A 22,352-nucleotide genomic window follows, 5' to 3' on the forward strand; every position below is an offset into this window, starting at 1 on the left:
TCAATCATTTTTTAAGATTACAGATAATAGAAAGTTATCATGTATAAAACAACGAGATTATAGATTCGACCGGTTTATAGATATTGGCTATAACGTCATAGAATACTGAGGTTTCTCAGGAAGGAAGGACTCTGTTAAGATATGCCGCCCGGAAATATAGACGGCATTGAAATATCCTGAATATTTTCAGCCAAGGGATTCTTCGAGGACTCGTATGTGCCGGGTATTCTCTTCACCGATCTGCACTATTGATTCACTTTCTTTCTCAATACTTCCGGCTGTATTTCCGATCTGATCCACTGAAACGGAGATTCGCCGAACTGTATCACTTATACTCTCAACACTTTTGCTGCCTGAAGATATCTGAGTACTTACATTTACCAAAGATTCCTGGACCAAAGAGTTCACCTCTGCCAGGTTATTGGTTGTATTCTGTATTTCGTCGCTTCCCGTAGCCAATTCTCTAAGTCCTGAAATCATCTCTCCAAGTGAATCGTGAACATCCTGGATTTTACCGGATATTTTTGTGAATTGACCTTCCATTTCACCAAATGCGCTCACAGCCTGATCAACTTCCGCCATATTATCAGTGACACGGCTCTGTATATGCGTGAGGTTATCACTGATCTCTCCACTAAGCTTCCGTATTTCATGTGCGACCACCGCAAACCCTCTGCCCCTGTCGCCTGCGTGAGCGGCCTCTATGGAAGCATTCATTGCCAAAAGGTTTGTTCGTTCAGAAATATCACGGATTACATGAATAACTTCCAGCATTTGTGCAGAAGCGTCCCGGGAGCTCTGGAATGCGTTAGCTGTGGTTCCCATCCTTGCGGCCATTGCCTTTTCTGAGGATATCAATTCTTCAAGTTGGGTTTTTTTATCGTTGGCCGAATGCGAGAGCTGTTTGATAGATGCGGTTATTTCGGCTATTACAGATGATGTCTGCTCAACCGCTGATGATTGAGCATGCATCTCACCGGCAACTGATTTTTCCGCTTTCTGAATGTTGACGTAGGCATGGGAAGTCTGTTCAGTCTCTTCCTGAAGTCTTGAAATAGATGCCTGTATGCTGTTGATTTCAGAATTTATTCCTCGAATGGACTCCAGTGAGCTTTGAGCGGAATTACCGAGTTTTTCTGAAATATTCACCCCATCCTTCACCGATCCCACTGTATTTGCGAGCAACCCAAATCTGTTTTCCGATTCAGTGTTTACTTCCATGAGACGTTTCAGCGTTTTCCTGGAGGAATACACCACCATCACAGTAAAGGCCAGAGCAAGCACTGTCAGTATTACCGGAGCGATGATTTTGAAACTATAGTCAGTTGATGGTATTCCGTTCTGTTGAGCATACGGAATCACCTTGGTAAAGGCTGATATCAGTAATCCTGCAATAATTGTAACCGATATAACAACAGCTTGGCGAGCTGAATTTGAAAGCAGGGCCAAAGCGGCAAGAGTGGGCAGAAAATAGGTCAATGACTCATTTACAGCTCTGATTGACGGATCAACACCAAGGACCCCCACAGCATAACCCATCACCACCGCTAAATAAATAATCGCATCGGCTACTTGGTTGGCTTTACCTCTGAGAAGAAACGGCAAACCTCCGAAAAGAATCACTGCAAAGGCAAGTTCGAGAAATGCTGGTACAAGATCCCCTTCCAGAATATTCAAAACGAACCCGAAAACAAAAAGAGTGCCGGTGAATAATTCAATCCAGAATAGTGCCTGAGCCCGATATACCATTATAAGAGATTGGCTGGAATAGATTTTCTCAATTCTATTTCCAATTGATTTGATAAACATATGCAATTTCCTAATTTTAAATAAATGTTTTTATAGAATTTTGATCGTCCAAGCTTACCATAATTCGCTGACATACATCAAGATAGAGGTCACTGCATCATTTAATCCGCAGCTGTTGGTAACCAGTTAAAAATCTTCACACATAGTACCCCCCTATAAATTTCTTGACATTGTGGATACCATCAACCTACCATTCCTACGGAGAGTTCCATGAAATTGCTGGTTTTTGTTCTGAATAAAGAAGAGTTTCTTGAAGACGTACTGGAAGCCTATGTGGAGGCAGGTGTTGCCGGCGCTACTCTCCTGGATTCCGAAGGAATGGGACGTTTTCTTGCCTACGAGGTCCCGCTGTTTGCTGGATTTAAGGAATTCATGAAGGGCAATAAACCCTACAATAAGACGATCATTTCAGTTATTAAAAATGATGATATTATCAGCCGGGTAAAATCCCTGGTGGACAAGGTGGTTGGCGGCCTTGAGAATCCCGGAACGGGTATTATGTTTACCATTCCTGTTGACTGGGCCACCGGGCTGGTTCCCGAGGATGAAGAGGTTTAGGCATATGGGTGCACTGTGTAAAATGATTTCCCCTGAATGGATTCTTGTGGACGAGGCTGTCTCAAACAAAAAGGACTGCATCAGAAGATTGATTCATGCCCTGGAGGCAAGCGGCGATGTACAGGATACTGAAGGACTATTCTCAGATATTATGGAGAGAGAAAGCCTTTCCTCTACCGCCGTCGGGTCGGGCTGTGCCATTCCCCATGCTCATTCAGCATCCATCAGCACTACCCGGGTGGCGGCTGCACGTCTGCATGAACCCATAGATTTTGATTCCCAGGACGGGGATCAGGTTCAGCTGGTGTTTCTCATGGCCGGCCCCAAGAAAGATACAGGGATACATCTGAAGGTTTTGTCCAAGATAGCCCGACTCCTCCATGATCCTGCGTACCGAAACCGATTTCTGGAGGCGTCAGACTCCCGGTCATTTTACTCCGTGCTCTGCCAAACGGACTCATAGCCAATGCGTACGGATCAGAGGTGGCGGCTCACCCGTTTTCTAATAAGCAGCGCAGTTTTGTATCTTGTTTGGCTGATATTCACCGCAAGCCTGGAACCCTTTTCTCTTTTCGCAGGAGCCCTCGGTTCGGTTTTTGTCGCCGCCCTCACCTACGATGAATTCATTGCATCCCACGAAGCCTCGCTGAATTCATTTATGCCCAGACCACTTATGCTGATTCTCTATCTGCTTCTGCTGTTGTATGCCCTCTATGCCTCCAGTTTCAAACTCCTTGCTGCGGTGTTCACCGGAGGTATTAATCCAAGAATTGTACACTTCCGCACCCGGATAAAGTCGGATCTGGGCAGAATGGTTCTATCCAATTCCATCACGTTTACGCCGGGAACCATCACCATAGATTTAAACGATGATCATCTGATTGTACACTGGATTTTCTGCAATACATCCAATTCCCGGGCAGCGGGGGAACAGGTAAAAGGACGCCTGGAAAACCTTCTGAGGAAGGTGTGGCAATGAGAGAACTGATGCTTGAACTGATGCAATGGGTTCTTGCGGGAGCATCCGCTGTGGTTTTCATCCGCCTGATTATCGGCCCCACCGGGGCGGACCGTCTGGTTGCATTGAATATTCTCTCAGGCCTGGCCCTTGCGTTTCTGGTTACCCGGGGGGTTGCCCTGGGCCGAGCCCTGTACCTCGATGTGGCCCTTGTCTACGATATTTTCGGATTCCTGGGCTTTTTGGCCATTGCTCGTTTTCTCAAAGACAAGATAACGGATGAGGATGGTTCTGCATAATGGAATTGGTACGGGAAATTTTAGCATTTATAACATTTACTCTGGCGGGAATATTCACCCTGGGGGGAATCATCGGACTGTTCCGCTTTCCTGACGCTTATACCCGTCTCCAGGCAGGATCCCTGGCAGGAACTACTGCTGTGGTTTCGGTATTCATCGGTGCGCTGATCCTGGCTCCTAACTGGGCGATTGCGGGCCGAATTGTAATTATCATTATTTTCTTCCTGCTCTCTTCCCCCACCGGAGCCCACATTGTAGCCCGCTTCGCATGGAATTCCGATCTCCCGGCATGGAAACCCAGGGATCAGAAGCGGAGCGGTCCGGAACGTAAAATCAGACCCGGACGGAAAAAGCGGCTTCGCAACATTATGCAAAAGCGGCTCAAACGCAAGCGGAGAAAAGATCCCGGTCAATCCGGCGCTGGGGAGACTTAATGATTATTCTGTTTTTGTCTGTTATTGCCGTGCTTTCGATCTATACCCTCGTGTCCCGGGATCTGCTCTACGGGGTAATTGCCCTTTCGGGAATCAGCCTGGTATCTGCCCTGCTATTTTACCTGCTGCAGGCGCCGGATGTTGCCATTACCGAGGCTGCGGTAGGCGCCGGGGTATCCACCGTAATTTTTGTCTGGGCCATAAAGGCCACTCAGCGGGGTGATGAGGATGACTAGATCCAAAGACAGAATGATGAATGACGGATCCAGAACAGCAGGCCGCAGCCGTCGTTCAGCGGGCACAGCGGGAGTGGGATTTTATTTTCAGATCGTATTATCGGTACTCGCTGCGGGTCTGCTTCTCCTTCCCTTAATTCTCAGCGACCATCCATGGCCCGAGATGGCCAGAGATTATCTGCAGACTCAGGCACTGGGGGAAACCGGAGCGCTGAATACCGTGAGCTCCATTTATTTAGGCTACCGGGTATTTGACACGCTTGGTGAAACCATCGTACTCCTTGTCGCAGTGAGCGGTACCATTGGGATTATCGCCCATAGCGGGTCGGTTCTCGCCAAAGGTTTCGATTTTGAGAAACCTGTTCCTTCGCACACCACCCATGGAGAGAACATTCATCCCAAACGCCTTCGCACGGCTCTTATTGAAGTGGTAACCGGCAAGCTCGGCCCCATCGTACTGATCTTCGGCGTGTATGTTATGCTCTACGGCCATCTTTCCCCGGGAGGAGGATTTCAGGGGGGCGTGGTAATCGCGTCAGGGATTGTGTTTCTTTCTTTAGGCGGGCGCCAAGGAGCATCCACAAGGCTCACCGAGCCGGGAATTCTGGCCGGTCTGGAGGCCGGGGCGTTTTTCATTTTGGTACTGGCTGGGCTCACCGGGAGCATCTTGGGAGGGGGATTTTTTTCCAACTTTATTCGTGGTACCGGACTGCCGGATGTGGCATTTATTGTGTTTTTAAATACGGTAATCGGACTGAAGGTGGGTGCCGGGATTGGCTTTATGAGCATTGCAATGTTGGGGAGGGTACATGATTGAACGAATTTTACTGGCTGTAATCTTTCTCACCGGATTCACGGCGATTATCGGGAACCGAAATATCATCAAGAAGATATTCGGCCTTACCATCATCAATACTGCGGCGGTGTTACTGTTTATTGTGGAGGGTGCAGGCATAGGAAGCGATTCACCGATTTTGGGGGAAGGGATTGAATCAATTGTAGACCCCGTGCCCCAAGCGCTCATGCTCACCGCCATAGTAATCGGCGTGTGCATCAACGCCCTGGCCCTGGCTCTTGCATACCGCCTCTACACTGCCACGGGATCGTTCAATATCGATACCATTTATTCACGGCTGAGCAGCAATGACGATAATTAACTCGGATATGGTATACAGCCTGGTGGGGCTGCCGCTGTTGGGTGCCGCATTGGCCCTTCTTTCCAAAGCATTCTTTTCCGGCTCCAAAAGCCGGGTACTTGAATATACCGGTGCATTCATCGGGCTTGCCCTGCCCTGGATTATGCTCGTGTACACTCTACCGGATATTTTAAACGGAAACGTATACAGCGGGATTATCGGGGGCTGGAGCCCTCAGGTGGGCATTCAATTCCGCTTTGACGGTCTTGCCTGGCTGGTGAATCTCATGGGTTTTACGGTTGCAGGAAGCGCATGGATTTACAGTCTGGGAAAGGGCCCCAAGGGCGCAGGTTTTACATCGGTATTTCTCATTCAGACCGCAGCCCTTGCGGCCACCTCCATGACCGCCGATATTTTCAACCTCTTTGTGTGCCTTGAAGTAATGGGAATTGCTTCCTATGTGCTGGTTGCCTCCAGCGAAAAACCCGGCGCCATGCTTGCCTCATTTTCCTATCTGATGGTGAGCGCCACTGCAATGGTCTTTTTCCTTATCGGGATTTTCGGTCTCTACCGCCTCACAGGAAGCCTGGGCTACCAGAGCATTGCAGCATCTCTTGCGGCCATGCCGGATCAGGGAGGGCTTGCAGCCATTGTTTCGTTGAGTCTCATCGTGGGTGCGGTGGCCATCCGGGTGGCCATTATGCCGGTGTACGGCTGGCTTCCCGACGCCCATGCCCTGGCACCCCACAGCATCTCCGCTGTTCTCTCGGGTGTCCTGATCAAGACTCCTCTGTTCGCCCTCTCCAGGGTGATCCTTCTCATTCCCGCCGGTGCTGCTGCTGCCCAGCTGATGGGCTACGCCGGCGCCCTCACCGCGCTTGTAGCGGTAATCATCGCCCTTTCGCAGAGTGACGTTAAACGGCTGTTAGCCTACCACAGTGTAAGCCAAATCGGGTATGTTGTTGCAGCCTGGGGGGCGGCCCTCAATGCGGGCCCTGACACGCCCCAGGGAGCGGCCCTCATGAGCGCGGCCTTTCTTCACGCACTGTTTCACGCCCTGTTTAAGGGGCTTCTGTTTCTCACCGTGGGAAACCTCAGCGATGCCGCCGGAGAACGGAACGTGTACCGGCTGAGAGGGGGGGCGGCCATTCTTCGGGGTGCGGGCGAACGGTTTCCCGTTACGCTTATCGCCTTCATGGCCGCTGCCCTGGCGATCACCGCCATTCCCCCCATGAACGGCTACGCAAGCAAAACGGCCCTGTCCTATGCCCTGAAAGGCAGTTGGGAATATTATCTGCTGTTCGCCGCAGGAATCGGAACGGTTGCATCTTTCATAAAACTGGGACGAACCTTTTTCGGCCAGGCTTCTGTCGCATCTTCTGGCGCTTCCTCTGGATCTTCTTCTGGAGCTTCTTCTATTGTTCCTGGCGACACCCTCCCCTCAACTCACAGCAGACCTCAGACTTCCGGTACCGCAGAAGCCGTCAGCCATGTAATTCTCACTGCAGCGGTGGTTTCTACCGGGATTGCCGGTTCGTTCATGTACCGATTCGTTCTCACTATGTTTTCATCCGGAGCAGGGGCGGATTCAGGATACGCTCCGTCAATTGTCCCCGATCTGACTCTTTACAGCCCTGAGGGAATCCGGAACATGCTCATTATTGTGGCCTCCGGCGGCCTTCTTTATCTTCTGAGCCAAACAGCAGTGGGAAAGGGGGTGTTGAAGCGTATTCGGGAACGCCCAAGAGGGTTCCACGGCCTGCTTGCTTCTTTTACTTTGGGTACCCTGGCTCTTGCAGTCTGGATGTACCTTGTATGAACCGGCTCGGCGGTATGCCCGCCGATAAGCTGGAGCATGCCTTCCTGCCGTTCACACAGCTTGAAAATCCGTTTTCCAAACCCCACGGGGGCATGGGAGCAGGATTGAGCATTTCCAGGTCTCTGGCGGAACTGTTGGGGGGAAGCTTGAACGCAGAGTCCTAACCGGGGAAAGGATCCACGTTCACCCTGAGGCTCCCTCTCTCCCTGCTGATGCCCGAGGCGAAAGGTGGCCCGTCGGCCACAGCTTCCGGAAAAATTGAGGAGCAGGGCCTGCAAATGGTGGAAAGGGAAATTCCCGATCTCATCCTGATGGATATCGGGCTGCCGGGCATGAGCGGCGATGAGGCCATAGAAAGGTTACGGCAGGATCAGCGCTACCGACATCTCCCGGTGGTAGCGGTCACCGCCCACGCCCATGAGGAGGATGTACGGCGTTTCATTCAGAAAGGGGCGGATAGCGTACTGGTGAAGCCCTATACGGCGGATCAACTTCTGAAGCTGGTATATGAAGTGTGTACTTAGCCCCCTGTTTCTACGGGGATACCGGCGGCTTCAAATTCCTCATTCAGACTTCGAATAAACTCCGGTTCCGGGGCGGGGGTATCTTTCAGGGTATATGTTTTTCCCAGTTCCGCCCACTTGGCTTCCCCCATCTTATGGAAGGGTAAAAACTCAAAACGCTGCAGGTTGGGGATGGAAAGCAGGAGCTGTTTCAGAAGTTCCAGATCCTCAGCAACATCTGTGAGGCCCGGGACGATCACATGCCGAACCCACAACTTCCTGTTTGTTTCAATGAGATAATCCAGGCTTCGCCGGATCACCGACAGATTCACTCCGCAGAGTTCTTTATGAAGCTCAGGGTTGGCGGTTTTTATATCCAGCAGAACCAGGTCTGCGGCATCGAAACACGGCGATATAACGCTGAGACGACCGTATCCGGAGGTATCCAGGGCGGTATGAATACCTGCATCCCGAGCCCGCAGCAGGATATCCCGGGTGAAATCCGGTTGGGCCAGGGATTCTCCACCGCTGATGGTCAGCCCGCCGCCGCTTGAGTCCATCCAGGTCTTGTATCCCCGGGCTTTCTGAATCACCTCCGCGGAGCTCATCTCCATGGCCGGTGCATTCATGGCCCAGGTATCAGGATTATGGCAGAACAGACAGCGCAGCGGACAGCCCTGGAGAAACACTACAAAACGCAGCCCCGGACCGTCCACCATTCCACCGCTCTCGAAGGAGTGAACCCTTCCCCTCACCGGCTCATTGGCGGCCTTAAGCACAGACATGCAACTCTCTACACCATGGAGTGGAAGGTGCGGCTGATCACATCTTCCTGCTGCTCACGGGTGAGCTTCACGAAATTCACCGCGTAGCCTGAAACCCGGATAGTCAGTTGAGGATAGTTTTCCGGATGTTCCATGGCATCCAACAGCGTGTCCCGGTTCAAAACATTGATGTTCACATGATGTCCCCCGTTGAGAAAGTAGCCGTCCAGCAAGGAGATCAGATTCTTCTCACGCTCAGCTTCTGTCTTGCCCAATGCCTGGGGGACAATAGAGAAGGTGTAGGAGATTCCGTCAGTCGAATGCTCGTAAGGCAGCTTGGCAACCGATGCAAAGGCTGCCAGGGCACCTGATGTGTCCCGTCCGTGAACGGGATTTGCCCCGGGACCAAAGGGAATGCCGGCCTTTCGTCCATCGGGGGTTGAACCGGTCTTTTTGCCGTACACCACATTGCTGGTGATGGTGAGAATGGACTGGGTGGGCTCAGCGTTGCGGTAGGTCTTCTGTTTGCGCAGCTTATCCATGAAAGTCTCTACCAGATCGGCGGCAATCCGGTCAACGTCGTCGTCGTTGTTCCCGAAGGCAGGATACTCACCCTCAACCTCATAATCCACAGCAAGTCCCTCTTCATTGCGGATCACCTTCACCCGGCTGTGTTTAATTGCAGAGAGGGAGTCCGCCGCCACCGATAGCCCGGCGATACCGCAGGCCATGGTTCGCTGCACTTCCCGGTCATGCAGCGCCATCTGCAGGGCCTCATAGTTATACTTATCGTGCATGAAATGAATTACGTTCAGGGTCTTAATATAGAGTCCCGCCAGCCATTCTAAAACCGTATCGAATCGTTCCTTCACCAGCTCGTAATCCAGATATTCGTCGGTAATGGGACGAAGTGCGGGGGCCACCTGTACGCCGGATTTTTCGTCCCGTCCTCCGTTAATGGCGTACAGCAATGCCTTTGCCAGGTTCGCACGGGCACCGAAGAACTGCATCTGCTTGCCCACCTTCATGGCGGATACACAGCATGCAATGGCATAATCGTCACCGAAGAAGGTGCGCATGGTACAGTCGTTTTCGTACTGAATCGCCGAGGTCTCAATGGAGAGACGGCTGCAGTAATCCTTGAAGCCCTGGGGCAGCCTGGGAGTCCACAGCACCGTGAGGTTGGGTTCCGGAGCGGGGCCCAGATTCTCAAGGGTGTGAAGGATGCGGAAACTGGTTTTACTTACCAACGGCCGGCCGTCAACGCCGATCCCCCCCAGCGCTTCGGTCACCCAGGTGGGATCTCCGGAAAACAGCTCATTATAGGCCGGGGTTCGCAGAAAGCGTACCATCCGCAGCTTCATTACAAAATGGTCGATGAACTCCTGGGCTTGTTCTTCGCTGATCGTTCCTTCATCCAGATCCCGTTTAATGTAGATATCGATAAAAGTTGCAACCCGGCCCAGGGACATGGCGGCACCGTCCTGTTCCTTAATGGCCGCAAGATAGGCAAAATAGGTCCATTGGATGGCTTCCTGAGCAGTCTCTGCGGGCCGGGAAATATCAAATCCGTAGCTTTCGGCCATGCTTTTCAAAGCCTTCAGGCTTTCCACCTGTTCGCTCATCTCCTCCCGGCTGCGGATGTTTTCCTCATCCAGCTGGGTGGTATTGTAAATTTCACGGGATACCTTCTTCTCTTCGATCAGGCGGTCAACACCGTAGAGGGCAACCCTGCGGTAATCTCCGATAATCCGGCCTCTGCCGTAGGCATCGGGCAACCCGGTGAGAATTCCCGATTTCCGGGCCCTGCGCATTTCCGGGCTGTAGGCGGCGAACACCCCGTCATTATGGGTTTTTCTCTCCTTGCCAAACACCTGGGCCAGCGAATCATCCATCTCGTAACCGTAGGATTCCAGAGCGGATTTTACCACCCTCCAGCCTCCCCTGGGCATGATAGCCCGCTTCAGCGGTGCATCGGTCTGTAGCCCGACGATGGACTCCAAGTTCTCATCTACGTATCCCGCTCCATAAGCCGTTACCGAAGAAGGGATTCTGGTTTCCGCATCGATAATGCCCTTCTTCTGCTCAAGCTTCATAAGCTGGGAGGTCTTTTCCCACAACGTTCGGGTACGCTCGGTGGGCGGCGCCAGGAACTGTGCATCGCCCTCGTAGGCGGTATAATTCTTCTGGATAAAATCCCTGACATCAATCTTATATTTCCAGGCACCGTCACTAAAGCTGCGCCACTGTTTCATATGGATCTTCCTTTCATGTGGTTTTGGGATGATATGGTATGTAATAGTATTTTACTCAGCAAAAAACTACACGTTCCGAGAAGAAAAATCAACTGGTAAATTAATGGGTTTTAACTGAAGTGGAATATGGCCGGTACGGTGGAAAATACCAGGGCTGCCGCCATGGTCCAGTTAAATGCGCTCAGTCGCCTGGGGCTGGAAAGAAGTCTCTGGAACACGCTTCCGAAGAGAGTCCAGCTGCATATGGATGCGGCGGCGATGATCATAATCGAGACGGAGTTCATGCTCATACTTTGCCAGTAGTTTTGAGGGTCGGTGAATGTGGATACGATTGTGAGGGAGGCGAACCATGCTTTGGGATTCACCCATTGAAACAGGGCTGAGGCGAACAGACTATTAGGTTTCTCCCGGTCCTTCACCGATCCAATGGCGCCGCTGGTGCCCATTTTCCAGGCCAGAAGCAGCAAATACACAAGACAGGCAACCTGAAGGACATTGTACACCAGAGGAACCGCCTCAAACAGGGCTCCAAGTCCCAGCCCTACAAGAAACAGCATCAACCCGAAGCCCAAAGCGACCCCCATCAGATGAGGCAGGGTTTTCCGGAATCCGAAATTGGCTCCGCTTGAGAGGGCGATGAGATTGTTGGGACCGGGGGTGAACGATGCGGCAATGGCAAAGCCCAGAAATCCGGCGTACAGCGTCCAGTTCATACGTTCTGATTATGCCGATGCAGAGGGATCAGGTCAAAGGGTGGGCTTTAGAGAAAAATCAACATTCAACAAGCCATCCTCCCCTGCCCAGCTTCCGGCAACAGGTCCTCCCTGGGGAATAAAATATTGCACATGTTCTTCACCCAGGAAAAGCTTGTAGTCCATCCGGGGATTATTTTCGATAATATACCCTGGATAGTACCACTCAAGTCCATGTTTCCTGCAATAATCCAGAGTGAGCAGAATCAGATATTTTCCAGGACTGAAGCGACGGTATCCGGGATGAAAAAAGTGAAGAATAGATGCAGCCGAATTTATCCCCGTATAAAAAATGCCGCAGGAGACCGGAATATTTCCATCCCGAACAACCCAGGCCTTTCCGTGGTAAATGTTTGTTTCACCATAGTCGCAGGTTGCATCCTGGATGCTTTCATATCCATCGAAGTCAATGGAACTGAAGTAATTCGCATATAAGAGATCAAGCTCACGCCGATGTTGAAAGGGATCAAGAAGCTCAACGGAAAAGGCGGCATTGCGCCTGAGGATCCGCCTGTGCGAACGGCGTTCAGTCACCTGCGCCACCGGATACCGTACCCAGTGTACCCGCTCGGGTTCCTCTCCTCCGGTATCCAGATGGGAGGTGGTAAAAATCCCCTGGCCCATGGGATACCAGCCAAGGGAGAGAAACAGATCAAACAGATCCGGCGGCAGCTGTGCGGGGGTAAAATATTCATGGTAAAACATTCTTACCTTCTACAATGGGGTATTTCCCTTGTACAATCAAGCAGTGAGTAAAACGACGTGAAGGCGCCGAGCAGAACGGGATTTTTCAGAAAAGCCCCCGCCCCGGGCATTTTGGAACGGCCCGATTGCGGAGGAGCCTGCTAGAAAATGGACAGATCTTTGTTGGGTAAATGAAAACCAATTCCGAACTCCAGGTTCAAATAGGGATCATCGGGAAACCTGCGGTCATCATCAAAATTCAGCCTGATAGCTTCCAGCTGGATAAACGGGGCCACCCGGGGCTGTACAAATGCCATCAGCTTAAGGAACGGAATAATCTGATATCCGCTTAGTTGATCAAAGGCTCCGGTGTAGATATACGCAACAGCCCCGAGGGAAGGAACAAGACCTGTCTGACGACGGGGATGGGTCACGAAACTGTAACTGGTCCCCAGTTTCACTGTGAGATAGTGAAACTCATCATATTTCTCTTCCAGATACAGAAAGGCTCCCGCCTCCAATGCCAGGGAATCAACAACGAAGAACGAAAAATTAGGAGAAATCTTCAACTCCCACTCCCTATCACCTTCATATTCATCTTCCAGATTGTTGTAATAGTATCCGGAAAGACTCAGCACCATTCCGCCGGTTTCAAAATTCTCTCCCACAGTCTGGGCGCTCACCCCTGCAGCTATCAGAAGGAAGATCAGTGAGATAAGCAATCGTTTGTGCATCAGCAACTCCTCGGCATACATCCTATCCGGAAATTCAAAATTTCTCAATACAATTTATATTTTGAATATTATAATTTTTTTGGAGTTTGGTTTGCTGATAAGATACTACAAAGGAGAAACAATGAGCATTAAGCTGGACGGATTTGGAATATTTGTGAAAGACATGAAAAAGATGGTGGATTTTTACAGGGATGTACTGGGCTTTGAGATCGACTGGCAGGAGGGTAAAAGCAATGTGTATCTGGAAAAGGACGGAACTCTGTTTCTCATGTACGGTCGCAGGGATTTTGAAAAAATGAGCCGCCGTAAATATGAGTATATAAAGGGACTGAACGGTCATTATGAGATCGCCATGAGCGTGCCCAGCTTCGCCGACGTTGACCGGGAGTATGAGCGGATAATTGCCGAGGGCGGGGTTTCGGTTCTGGCGCCGGAAGACGAGCCCTGGGGACAGCGCACCTGCTATATTGCCGATCCGGAAGGCAATCTGATTGAGATCGGGTCGTTTAATCCATAGTTTTCCCAAATTGCTCCGCATTTTTGGAAAACAGGGCGGCGGGCAGGCCCGGTATGAGAAAGTCCCATGCTTGGCCCTGCCATGATCGTTTATGTTCATTTTTCCACTTTCACACGGAAAACTCTGTTTATTTAGGAAACTATTTGACAGTTTTTGATAGGGGGCTGATAATTTCATCAGCCATAGTACTTTTGTCAGAAATATCTGACTAATTATTCAAGAGGAGGATACAATGGCTGATGCAAAAAAACTAGCCTGGAAATGGCTGGGCATTGCTCTAATTCTGGTGCTTGTTAGCGCAATTGGAGCTTCAATTGTTCAGACATCCGGAGGACGGGTGGAGATCAAGGATCTACGCTGGGAGACTCCCTCCGGCGATTTAATAAGCGCCCTGCTGTTCATCCCGCCCAATGCAAGTGCGGAGAATCCCGCACCGGGGATTGTTACCAGTCACGGCTGGTACAACAACCGGGAGATGCAGGATCTGAACTATGTTGAGTGGGCCCGTCGGGGATATGTGGTGATGTCCATTGATATGTACGGTCACGGTCATTCCGATGCAGTTACCCCTGCTGAGTGGTATGTTGCGGGAACAGGAATGTACGACGCGGTAAAACTCATGGTGGATTTCCCCTATGTGAATTCCGATGAGATCGGAGTAACCGGACATTCCAACGGTGCGCGGGCAGCAAACTTATCCATCCGGGAAGATAATATGGCCGAGGAACCGCTGATCGATTCGGTTCTCCTGGTTGCCAATGACGCAATGTACACCACATCGGAAAACGAACCGCTGTACACCGGAATTGTGGCTCCGGACGCCCGGGAGCCCTATACGAACCGCTACGGCACCCGGGATGTGGGTATTATTGCCGCCCAGTTTGATGAGTTTTTCTTTCGTACGGTACAGGCCGACGGTACTCAAACCCTGCCAAGGGATTTTATCACCACCGAATATGCACAGTCGTTTTTGAACTTCGGAAGCGATCCTGTTGAGACCCGGGAGAGCGCTGTGTTCTATGAGAAGCGGATTGACGGTGAGAATGCCCTTCGGGTGATTTATAACCCATGGGAGATTCATCCCTGGAATCATTTTTCCATGAAGTCCGCCGCCCAGGGTATTGAGTATTGGGAGGAATCTTTCGGTGCGCCTAACCCTATCCCCAAATCGAACCAGATTTGGATTTTCAAGGCCATGTTCAACTTCATTGGACTGGTGGGCTGGGTGATTTTCATTGTTGCATTTGCCAAGGTGCTTCTGTTCACCCCGGCGTTTGCATCATTACGAAAGGACCAGGCTCCCAAAACCATGGTTCTGAACCGCAACGGGAAGCTGTGGTTCTGGATCGGTTCGGCAGTAGTAGCGGTTATCGCAGCCGTTTCTTACCTGAATGTGGGAGCATGGGCCAACGCCAATCGGCCGGATTTCCTGCCCCAGGCACCCACCTATTTTATCGGTGTGTGGAGTACCGTGGTAGGTGTTTCACTGATTGTCCTTCTGGTACTGAGTTATTATCTGTACTCGCGGAAGAACGGGTATGACCCCAAGGAGCGGGGTATTGCCATGGGGGTAATGCCATTACTGAAGACCCTTGCTTTGGCGGTAACCGTCCTTGCATCGGCGTTCGCCGTGGTGTTTGTGGTGGATTATTTTTTCAAGGCGGATTTCCGGTTCTGGGTTCTTACGGTTCGTACGTTCAGCCCGGATAAGATCGGGATTGCCCTTCGCTACGCACCGCTGTTCCTGCTGTACTATATTCCCATGTCGGTGGCCACCAATAGTTTCAACCAGTTCAAGCTGGGAGATAAGGAGTGGTACAATACGGCCGTAGCAGCAGGTTTCACAGGACTGGCTCCCGGGATTATGATTATTCTTCAGTATGTGACATTTATGTCCACCGGAGACGTATTTTTCCAGGGGATTTCAAATATCTACGGTATTTGGTTGTTCCCGATTGTAGTGATTATTCCTGTGGGTGCGATTGTTTCCCGGAAGCTGTATAAGTTGACCGGTAACCCGTATCTTGGTGGAATTATCTGGGGGCTTTTGGTGCCGATGATTATGGCAAGTAATACCCTCACCCAGATTTAAACCGCTGCATATGCAGTATGTGTAAAGAAGTGATTTGTGCCGGTGCAGTTTCATGACCGGTACACGGGGCTCTGGAGCATTGGCTTCAGGGCCTTTTTTATTGAGATACGACGGTTAGAGACAGCTGGCGAAGAGTTTTTTTATTGATATTTTTCAGCGCTGAACCGTCACAGCCGCTATCTCGGCGCGGCAGCTGGTGCACAGGACGTACGCTGTTCCATGGCCGAAGTCTTGAGTTATGTTGCTTCATTCAGGCTGATATTGATGGCGGCTCTCTTTCACTTTTTTCCGGGAGGGAACCGCCACAGACACGACGGAGCGCGACAGAAGAGGGAAACAGGACCGGGGTTATTGGAATTGCCGTACCATAATGCACTGTACATGGAGCTTCGTGAACCGGGGTGTGAGGTTCATTTCCGGATGCCGTCCGGGCTATGTTATATTGGCTGATTGCCCCTTTTCGACACTGATGTGATTTCTTTGGCTGAGCGTCGGAGTTTTGCGCTCGGTACAAGAATTGGAGTAAATTGATTTGGGACGAGCGAACTCCATGCATATTCCAGTCACGGCCCAAAACGCTCCTCTTTGGTTTTTTGGTACAGCATGGAGTTTCATCATCTATTCGCATATGTATGAAAAATGGCGCCAAAAGTCATTGCCATTGGGATTCTGGGCTTCATCGATTCCACATATGATTAACTATGCATTGGTGGTTATGCTTGAGTATGCAAGTACTTGAGATTGTGGCAGAATTGACGTTTCAAGGAATTCGGGACTCGTGTGCCTATTGCCGCGGTACCTGATTCCGCTGCGGATGCAAAAATACGTTACAGCATAAGCGAAACGGAGTGTCGGATTAATAACTGCTCTACACAGAGAGGAAATATGACTAAGGTTTTTCTAAAAATTTTACTTATCATACCAGTTTTACTTCTAACCGCTTGTAATGCCCCGGAGCACATATCCCCTCCTTTTATTATTCTCGAGAAAGGTAATGATCAAATTACAATAGCCGGGACCGTTCATTTTGTCTCGGAACAAGCTGGTAAAGAAATACAAGAAGCTGAATCTTCAATCTCCGGCCTGATTAAAGAAAGTGATGCGTTCTTCACAGAATATGGGCCGTTAGAATTTTCGGATGCAATGCAGGATGAGTACATTTCACTTATAAGGTCGTCCGAAGAAAGACCGTCATTAGAAATGTATCTTCAGGATTTTGAACCTGATAGACGGGAGGCTTTCATGCGCAACATGAACTCATTCCCATTGTTAGAAAATCACGTAGGCCGTCAAAAACAATTTCTTGAGTTTCGCCCGTTTGCAAGCAGTGATTATTTAGAAAAAGAGATAATTAAGCCGGCGACTGGAATATCAACAGGTCCATCGATCGACAATATTTATACCCTATGGTCCGAACAAGCGGGAATTCCCCACTATGGTTTACAGGGATTTCTAGATTCAGTTCGGCTTTATGACGCAGTGAATCAGGAGCTCTATGTTAAAGGGATTGAGGAAATTCTTTCTATCAATCCCACAGCAGCCGAATTACGGGAAGCATATCAGAGAGTTATGGAAGTTCATCTGGAAGTGTATAGGACTGGAAACGTCAAGTTTTATAGTGAAAAGGAAATCTATAAATTTTTCGATTACACCGATGAGGAAATCGATCGCTTAACATCGCAAACAGAAATTACATCTGCAGTGCTCGCAAAAAGAGAACGGCTTTGGATGGATACCTTAAAAACGTTTTTAGATGACAATAACGAACCGCAGAATGTATTTTTGGCAGTCGGATATGCTCATCTTGGAAAACCGGGTTCAATACTCATAGCGGAGTTAATACAGGATGGCTGGGAAATCAAACAGCAATCCTTTAAGCTGGTTGAATCTGAACAAGATTCCCGGGTATCAATCCAGACACATCTTCATCGAATCTCAGGAGTTGCCCGGAACCGGAAAGGTGATAAAAGATTTCCAGATTTTATCCACTGAGTTTCCGGGCTCGAAGGCAGTTCCGCCGGAAACGATGACCAGGTTACCCGGAAAGAATGAAGACCCTTGAATAACGGGATGATCGGGCATTCCTGTTTACCCCATCATCTCACATAACGGTGTTTTCAGAAATCGATAATCTCACCGGTTTCATCCCAGACATTTTCCTCCCAGAGATCCACTTCTCCGGTCAGGACTCCGTAATGATAATACGCTTCGTCACCGAAACGGTTGCCACGTAAAGACATCCCCGGGACTCCATAAACAGTGAACCCTCCTCCGTAAAGCCAGTTGTATTCCACCAAAATATCGGTGTAACGTTCGGTGTCGGTCATCATAAAGGTGGTGTTGGCTTTATAAGGACTTCCAGGATAGTGACTGGATGCTTCACCGGGAATAGAAAAATGGTTGTAGCGAAATATCGCATCCGATCCGCCGCTTCTCATCTGAACCGCATCGGCATGGGCTCCATCTCTCATGCCGAGTTTTTCTATGAAACAGGCTTCTATCAAGGTTCGATTGCCGTCAGAAACCTTAATTCCATCACCGCCTGTGTCATGGATGTAGAGGTGCCGGGCAGTGAAGCCGCTGCCCAGGATCCCGGCACTCAGTACTCTTCGGATTTCTCCATATTCAAATGTAGCATTGGTGCCACCGGACATTTTAATGCCGTAAAAATTACCGGTTTCTTCAATCGGATCATATATGCCATCCCCATGGATCACAAAATCTCGTAGGACCACATTGTCTGCTTCTATCCAAATCTCACCCTCAAGGGAAAAGCCCTCGAGAACCGCACCGTCTTCCTTAATTTTGGTAAGGCCAGGCTCCCAGATCTCAAGATCAGTGGTGCGCGGACCGGTATTTGTCCTGTCCGGTTTCGGGTAGGCTTCCGACAGAGGAGTAATGTCTTTCTCTTCAACCTCCACGGGGAACCTGCAACCCTGGCTTAAAATGATCAAAAGGAATAGAAAAGCAATCTGTTTCTGCATATTTCACCTCAACTTTTCATTCAGCGTATTGTCAGCTGCTTTATATTATAGCAACAGGACAGATCAGTTATCAGGACCTACAGCATATGGATGCACTGAAAGGGGCCATGTGGTTTGCTTTCCGGGGTGAAAGTCCATATGGGTATCTTTTTCTACAGTAATCAAAGTTGGGATTATTTCATTTTCACTCCATAGGGATTTTCCATAGCTGCTGGATATTCCCATACCGACAGTTCTCCATCCTGCAAAGCTCCAATATGCCCCGGGCTATGGTTTCCATTTCATTTCTGGCCGTATTGGCATGGGCTGCCAAAGCAATCCGGGCCAAGGGGCTTCTAAAGAGAATTTGAAACTGGATTCTTAAAAGAAAAACGGGAACAAGAAGAAAAATGCGAAGTTTCAAGGGATAGATGGGCAACCCGTTTTTTCTGACGCCGACAAGCCCCTCCTTAATCGCCCTGACAGATAATGTCAAAAGATGCCTGTCCTCTGCCAGGGCATGAAGATTTTCGTTCTTTGCATATATTGCCCCTGCCAGGCCGCATATCAAGGCACCATGGCAAAGGTGCCATGCCTGGATTGGCGAGTAGAGTTTGGTCTTATATCCCTTGGTTTGCAGTTGCCGCACAAGATTCCTCAATGAGCCTTTTCCTTCATTCTGTACTGAGCCCAGAATCAGCAAATCTGTATGGCAATTTTTATTCTGAGAGAAGCTGTCGGCGTAATGAAGCTCTCCATTTTTCCAGGTTCCCCCTGCAGATGAAAACCCTCCCAGCACTCGCTTTTTTCCCAGAACATCCACTGCGAAACGAAAACCCTGTATATTATTCCCCACAAAGACAAAAGCTTTACAGCTTTTCAGAGGAGTTAACAGATCCAGTATTGAAGGCTGCTGCATTGCCTGGACGCAGATAAAGACCGTATCATAGATATCTTCAGGAGATCCTTGTACGATCGTCGGTTTGATAGTTCTGGTCTCATTGGTGAATTGGTTTCGAAGGATAATTCCATGGTTTCGAAACCGATGTATCTTTTCTCCGCGAGCAAGGAGACTCACATTGATTCCATGTTCCAGGAAGCGATAGGTTAAATGACAACCGATTATTCCAGCACCAATGACTAGAGTATTCATACCATCCCCCGGTTTCATTTAATACCAAGACCAAAAAAAGCTGGATCAAAGTGCGTCTATTTCCATTCGGATGCAAACAGACGCTTACAGGCAACATGAAAGAGCCGTAATGTCCTGAACGGCTCACGAGTCCTGATCACTCCAACCGGCTATTCTTGCGAACAGCCACCAGGCGGCATAGGCTTTCATATTGGCATTCAGGGCTTGGCTGTGGGCGGAATCGCAGCTGTACCATTCTACTCCTTCTATATGACTGTTCTGCCAATCAGCCGCCCAGTTACTGTCTCTAGATCCATCTCCGTCACTGTCGTAGTTGCATCCATCATCGGCATACTTTTCCAAATAGGAATTCCCGTCAGGGTCGTAACTTTCAATATCAGCAAAGTCAAACAACCACGTATTATTGGATATGCAGTATTGTCGGATTTCCTCATTTCGCAGGTGCAGATTCCCTGACTCACCCGTCCCGTCCAGATGACCGGTCATATAGATAAAGGTAATTTCGGGATATTCATTCTCCAGTTGAGCCATTCTATCCAGGTAGTTATCCCGCAGTTCTTCCGAACTCCATTCGCTGAGCTGACCGCAAAAGGACCAGAGGATAGTATTGTAGACCGCATACTCAGGGTCATTAAGAAAATCCCTGGTTTCTGCATCCCAGCCGCTGTAGCCTGCATCAAGCTCAAGGTGACCGTCAGAATACCCGGCCCCCTCATACAGATCGAGAGCCCCCTCAGTACCGCTGCGGTTCCATACAAAAAGATCGGTGCTATAGGAGTTATTCAGATACCCGTTATTGGCGTATGCCACCAGTCCTGCCATTCCGTCAGTCACCTGTGATCCATGACTGGTATGACCGTAGCCGATGTGCAGAGTATCGATTGCTCTTTGAATGGCCGATTCGGGAATCTGTCCTGCTTTTAATACGTGGACAATACTGTGATCAGCCACCCGTGAAGGAGCTGCTTCAGAGTTTTCATGGTCTTCGGGATCCACTTCCACAACAGGCAGGGTGCATCCGCCTATCACAACTAAAACCAGTAGCAATTTACAGCATGTTAGCCATCTCATACGTAATGATAGAAAAAACATTTACGGTCTGGCAAGTCTCGGAGTGAGCAGTAAAAGATATTTCAGTGCACTTAAACTTGTAAAACACGCTTTCGGCGATTTTCGGACTCAGATCTGGCGATGCAACTCGTGCCCGCCAGCGGCTATTCCAGGGAAAAACCGTACAACCAGGCCAGAAGCTCCGGCAGTCGTTCTCTCCAGGACATTTCGTTGTGTCCTGCGCCTTCATCTATGACAAGCTTGAGATCCTCAAGCCCCTGCTTCCGGAGCAGCTCAGCCATTTGCCGGGTTAACGCAACATTCTCATTCCCTTCACCGGTGCCCATATCCAGATATACCCGCAGGTCATCAAGCCCGGGATTCTGTCGTGAAAAATCCTGGATAATCGATGCCTCGGCAACCCATATGGAAGGGCTCATGGCGATAATATTCTTGAACTCACCAGGTATTACCAACGGGGCATAGAGGGAGATCAGCCCTCCGAGACTGCTTCCGGCAAGGCTGTGATATTCACTATCCGGAAGAACACGGTAATTCTGTTCAACCCACGGCTTTACCAGGTTTGCCAGATCACGCAGATATTCCACTGCCAGGGTTTCCATTCCATTGAAATCCGTCGGGTACGGGCTGTATTCGGAAACCCGTCGTTCTCCGCCGTTGGCAACGGCCACTACTATGGCTCCGGGGAAATAATCCAAGGCGTACAGCCCGTCAATCACCTCATCCACCATCCACTCACCGCTGAATGCAAGATCCCGAAAGAAAAGGTTCTGTCCGTCATGCATGTATATCACCGGGTAACGTGACTCCTGTTCATCATAGCCCGGGGGTGTATATATCCAAATATCCTTTTGGGTGCCCAGTTCGGTCATGGAGAAGTCTTGAATATGCGTTATTGACCCCCGCATTTCCTTCCCGGCCTGCTGCAGTGTTTCCAGTAAACCGGGTTCAGGTCTCCGCCCTGGAGGCGGAGGGGGAAGAGTGCTGGTGACACAGGAATTGAGAATCAGTAGCAGTGCCCCTGCAAGTAAAAAATATGGCTTCATGAGGAACCTCATCAATGTTGAGTTAGAATGGATTGTACCACACCGGGCGGCAGTTGCGGCTGATTCTTTTATCCCATACCCTGGTTCTTATCCGGATGGGATCCAGCTGGACAAAATCGGAGTAACCGGACATTCCAACGGTGCGCGGGCAGCAAACCTATCCATCCGGGAAGATAATATGGCCGAGGAACCGCTGATCGATTCGGTACTCCTGGTGGCAAACGATGCAATGTACACCACATCGGAAAACGAACCGCTGTACACCGGAGACGTATTTTTCCAGGGGATTTCAAATATCTACGGTATCTGGTTGTTCGCCATTGTGGTAATTATTCCTGTGGGGGCGATTGTTTCCCGGAAGCTGTATAAGTTGACCGGTAACCCGTATCTTGGTGGAATTATCTGGGGACTGTTGGTGCCGATGATTATGGCAAGTAATACCCTCACCCAGATTTAAACTGCTGCATATGCAGTATGTGTAAAGAAGTGATTTGTGCCGGTGCAGTTTCATGATCGGTACACGGGGCTCGGGAGCATTGGCTTCAGGGCCTTTTTTTTATGCGGATATG

The 22,352-nt window shown here is 49.8% G+C and carries 25 protein-coding genes; 15 read left to right on the forward strand and 10 right to left on the reverse strand.

Annotated features, from left to right (window positions below):
• Positions 1 to 186: 186 nt before the first annotated feature.
• Positions 187 to 1,809, reverse strand: a complete 1,623-nt coding sequence (locus AC52PS_RS00270; protein WP_495561019.1) for a methyl-accepting chemotaxis protein — start codon at positions 1,807 to 1,809, stop codon at positions 187 to 189.
• A 210-nt stretch (positions 1,810 to 2,019) separates the two neighbouring features.
• Here AC52PS_RS00270 and AC52PS_RS00275 point away from each other — a divergent pair, with 210 nt between their 5' ends.
• The 11 genes from AC52PS_RS00275 to AC52PS_RS00325 are packed head-to-tail and all read left to right on the forward strand — an operon-like array spanning position 2,020 to position 7,773.
• The gene (locus tag AC52PS_RS00275; protein ID WP_495561020.1) at positions 2,020 to 2,367 is read left to right on the forward strand and encodes a P-II family nitrogen regulator; all 348 of its coding nucleotides are present in this window, start codon (positions 2,020 to 2,022) and stop codon (positions 2,365 to 2,367) included.
• A gap of 22 nt (positions 2,368 to 2,389) precedes the next feature.
• On the forward strand, positions 2,390 to 2,830 hold the full coding sequence (locus tag AC52PS_RS00280) for a PTS sugar transporter subunit IIA (RefSeq protein ID WP_495561021.1): 441 nt from the start codon (positions 2,390 to 2,392) through the stop codon (positions 2,828 to 2,830).
• A 3-nt stretch (positions 2,831 to 2,833) separates the two neighbouring features.
• Entirely contained in the window at positions 2,834 to 3,346 is a 513-nt protein-coding gene (locus AC52PS_RS00285) for a Na+/H+ antiporter subunit E (protein ID WP_495561022.1), read from the forward strand.
• Positions 3,343 to 3,624, forward strand: a complete 282-nt coding sequence (locus AC52PS_RS00290) for an MrpF/PhaF family protein (RefSeq protein ID WP_495561023.1) — start codon at positions 3,343 to 3,345, stop codon at positions 3,622 to 3,624. The genes AC52PS_RS00285 and AC52PS_RS00290 overlap by 4 nt, the downstream gene beginning before the upstream one ends.
• Positions 3,624 to 4,058 (forward strand): monovalent cation/H(+) antiporter subunit G, encoded by a 435-nt coding sequence (gene mnhG, locus AC52PS_RS00295; RefSeq protein ID WP_495561024.1) that lies wholly within the window; start codon positions 3,624 to 3,626, stop codon positions 4,056 to 4,058. The genes AC52PS_RS00290 and mnhG overlap by 1 nt, the downstream gene beginning before the upstream one ends.
• Positions 4,058 to 4,294, forward strand: coding sequence for a hydrogenase subunit MbhD domain-containing protein (locus AC52PS_RS00300; RefSeq protein WP_495561025.1), 237 nt, complete (start codon positions 4,058 to 4,060; stop codon positions 4,292 to 4,294). The genes mnhG and AC52PS_RS00300 overlap by 1 nt, the downstream gene beginning before the upstream one ends.
• On the forward strand, positions 4,287 to 5,111 hold the full coding sequence (locus AC52PS_RS00305) for an MnhB domain-containing protein (protein ID WP_495561026.1): 825 nt from the start codon (positions 4,287 to 4,289) through the stop codon (positions 5,109 to 5,111). The genes AC52PS_RS00300 and AC52PS_RS00305 overlap by 8 nt, the downstream gene beginning before the upstream one ends.
• Positions 5,104 to 5,451 (forward strand): sodium:proton antiporter, encoded by a 348-nt coding sequence (locus tag AC52PS_RS00310; protein ID WP_495561027.1) that lies wholly within the window; start codon positions 5,104 to 5,106, stop codon positions 5,449 to 5,451. Before AC52PS_RS00305 ends, AC52PS_RS00310 begins: the two co-directional genes overlap by 8 nt.
• The gene (locus AC52PS_RS00315; protein ID WP_495561028.1) at positions 5,438 to 7,249 is read left to right on the forward strand and encodes a complex I subunit 5 family protein; all 1,812 of its coding nucleotides are present in this window, start codon (positions 5,438 to 5,440) and stop codon (positions 7,247 to 7,249) included. The genes AC52PS_RS00310 and AC52PS_RS00315 overlap by 14 nt, the downstream gene beginning before the upstream one ends.
• A complete protein-coding gene (locus tag AC52PS_RS00320; protein WP_495561029.1) occupies positions 7,246 to 7,413 on the forward strand; it encodes an ATP-binding protein in 168 nt (55 codons plus the stop codon). The genes AC52PS_RS00315 and AC52PS_RS00320 overlap by 4 nt, the downstream gene beginning before the upstream one ends.
• Before the next feature lie 48 nt (positions 7,414 to 7,461).
• Positions 7,462 to 7,773, forward strand: a complete 312-nt coding sequence (locus AC52PS_RS00325) for a response regulator (protein WP_495561030.1) — start codon at positions 7,462 to 7,464, stop codon at positions 7,771 to 7,773.
• Here AC52PS_RS00325 and pflA read toward each other — a convergent pair.
• The 5 genes from pflA to AC52PS_RS00350 form a co-directional block, all read right to left on the reverse strand.
• Positions 7,770 to 8,537 (reverse strand): pyruvate formate-lyase-activating protein, encoded by a 768-nt coding sequence (pflA, locus tag AC52PS_RS00330; protein WP_495561031.1) that lies wholly within the window; start codon positions 8,535 to 8,537, stop codon positions 7,770 to 7,772. The two genes, AC52PS_RS00325 and pflA, sit on opposite strands and share 4 nt — an antisense overlap.
• 8 nt (positions 8,538 to 8,545) lie before the next feature.
• Positions 8,546 to 10,771, reverse strand: a complete 2,226-nt coding sequence (gene pflB / locus AC52PS_RS00335; RefSeq protein ID WP_495561032.1) for a formate C-acetyltransferase — start codon at positions 10,769 to 10,771, stop codon at positions 8,546 to 8,548.
• 110 nt (positions 10,772 to 10,881) lie between these two features.
• On the reverse strand, positions 10,882 to 11,484 hold the full coding sequence (locus AC52PS_RS00340; RefSeq protein WP_495561033.1) for a LysE family translocator: 603 nt from the start codon (positions 11,482 to 11,484) through the stop codon (positions 10,882 to 10,884).
• Positions 11,485 to 11,517: 33 nt separating this feature from the next.
• Complete coding sequence (locus AC52PS_RS00345; RefSeq protein WP_495561034.1) at positions 11,518 to 12,228, reverse strand: hypothetical protein; 711 nt, start codon at positions 12,226 to 12,228, stop codon at positions 11,518 to 11,520.
• Positions 12,229 to 12,368: 140 nt separating this feature from the next.
• Positions 12,369 to 12,941 carry a hypothetical protein gene (locus tag AC52PS_RS00350; RefSeq protein WP_495561035.1) on the reverse strand — a complete coding sequence of 191 codons (573 nt, stop codon included), beginning with the start codon at positions 12,939 to 12,941 and terminating at the stop codon, positions 12,369 to 12,371.
• Positions 12,942 to 13,062: 121 nt separating this feature from the next.
• Here AC52PS_RS00350 and AC52PS_RS00355 point away from each other — a divergent pair, with 121 nt between their 5' ends.
• From AC52PS_RS00355 to AC52PS_RS00365, 3 genes are all read left to right on the forward strand, one after another.
• Positions 13,063 to 13,458, forward strand: coding sequence for a VOC family protein (locus AC52PS_RS00355; protein WP_495561036.1), 396 nt, complete (start codon positions 13,063 to 13,065; stop codon positions 13,456 to 13,458).
• Between the two features lie 232 nt (positions 13,459 to 13,690).
• A complete protein-coding gene (locus tag AC52PS_RS00360; RefSeq protein ID WP_495561037.1) occupies positions 13,691 to 15,550 on the forward strand; it encodes an alpha/beta hydrolase family protein in 1,860 nt (619 codons plus the stop codon).
• An 885-nt stretch (positions 15,551 to 16,435) separates the two neighbouring features.
• Positions 16,436 to 17,542 carry a TraB/GumN family protein gene (locus AC52PS_RS00365; protein ID WP_495561038.1) on the forward strand — a complete coding sequence of 369 codons (1,107 nt, stop codon included), beginning with the start codon at positions 16,436 to 16,438 and terminating at the stop codon, positions 17,540 to 17,542.
• Between the two features lie 125 nt (positions 17,543 to 17,667).
• Here the strand turns inward: AC52PS_RS00365 and AC52PS_RS00370 are convergent, their stop codons facing one another.
• The 4 genes from AC52PS_RS00370 to AC52PS_RS00385 form a co-directional block, all read right to left on the reverse strand.
• Positions 17,668 to 18,534 (reverse strand): right-handed parallel beta-helix repeat-containing protein, encoded by an 867-nt coding sequence (locus AC52PS_RS00370; protein ID WP_495561039.1) that lies wholly within the window; start codon positions 18,532 to 18,534, stop codon positions 17,668 to 17,670.
• Between the two features lie 184 nt (positions 18,535 to 18,718).
• Entirely contained in the window at positions 18,719 to 19,666 is a 948-nt protein-coding gene (locus tag AC52PS_RS00375) for a ketopantoate reductase family protein (protein WP_495561040.1), read from the reverse strand.
• Between the two features lie 123 nt (positions 19,667 to 19,789).
• The gene (locus tag AC52PS_RS00380) at positions 19,790 to 20,737 is read right to left on the reverse strand and encodes a hypothetical protein (protein WP_495561041.1); all 948 of its coding nucleotides are present in this window, start codon (positions 20,735 to 20,737) and stop codon (positions 19,790 to 19,792) included.
• A gap of 143 nt (positions 20,738 to 20,880) precedes the next feature.
• A complete protein-coding gene (locus tag AC52PS_RS00385; protein ID WP_495561042.1) occupies positions 20,881 to 21,783 on the reverse strand; it encodes an alpha/beta hydrolase in 903 nt (300 codons plus the stop codon).
• A gap of 178 nt (positions 21,784 to 21,961) precedes the next feature.
• Here AC52PS_RS00385 and AC52PS_RS00390 point away from each other — a divergent pair, with 178 nt between their 5' ends.
• Positions 21,962 to 22,240 (forward strand): hypothetical protein, encoded by a 279-nt coding sequence (locus tag AC52PS_RS00390; protein WP_495561043.1) that lies wholly within the window; start codon positions 21,962 to 21,964, stop codon positions 22,238 to 22,240.
• The last annotated feature ends 112 nt before the right edge of the window (positions 22,241 to 22,352 follow it).

This window comes from Salinispira sp. (assembly GCF_059431795.1).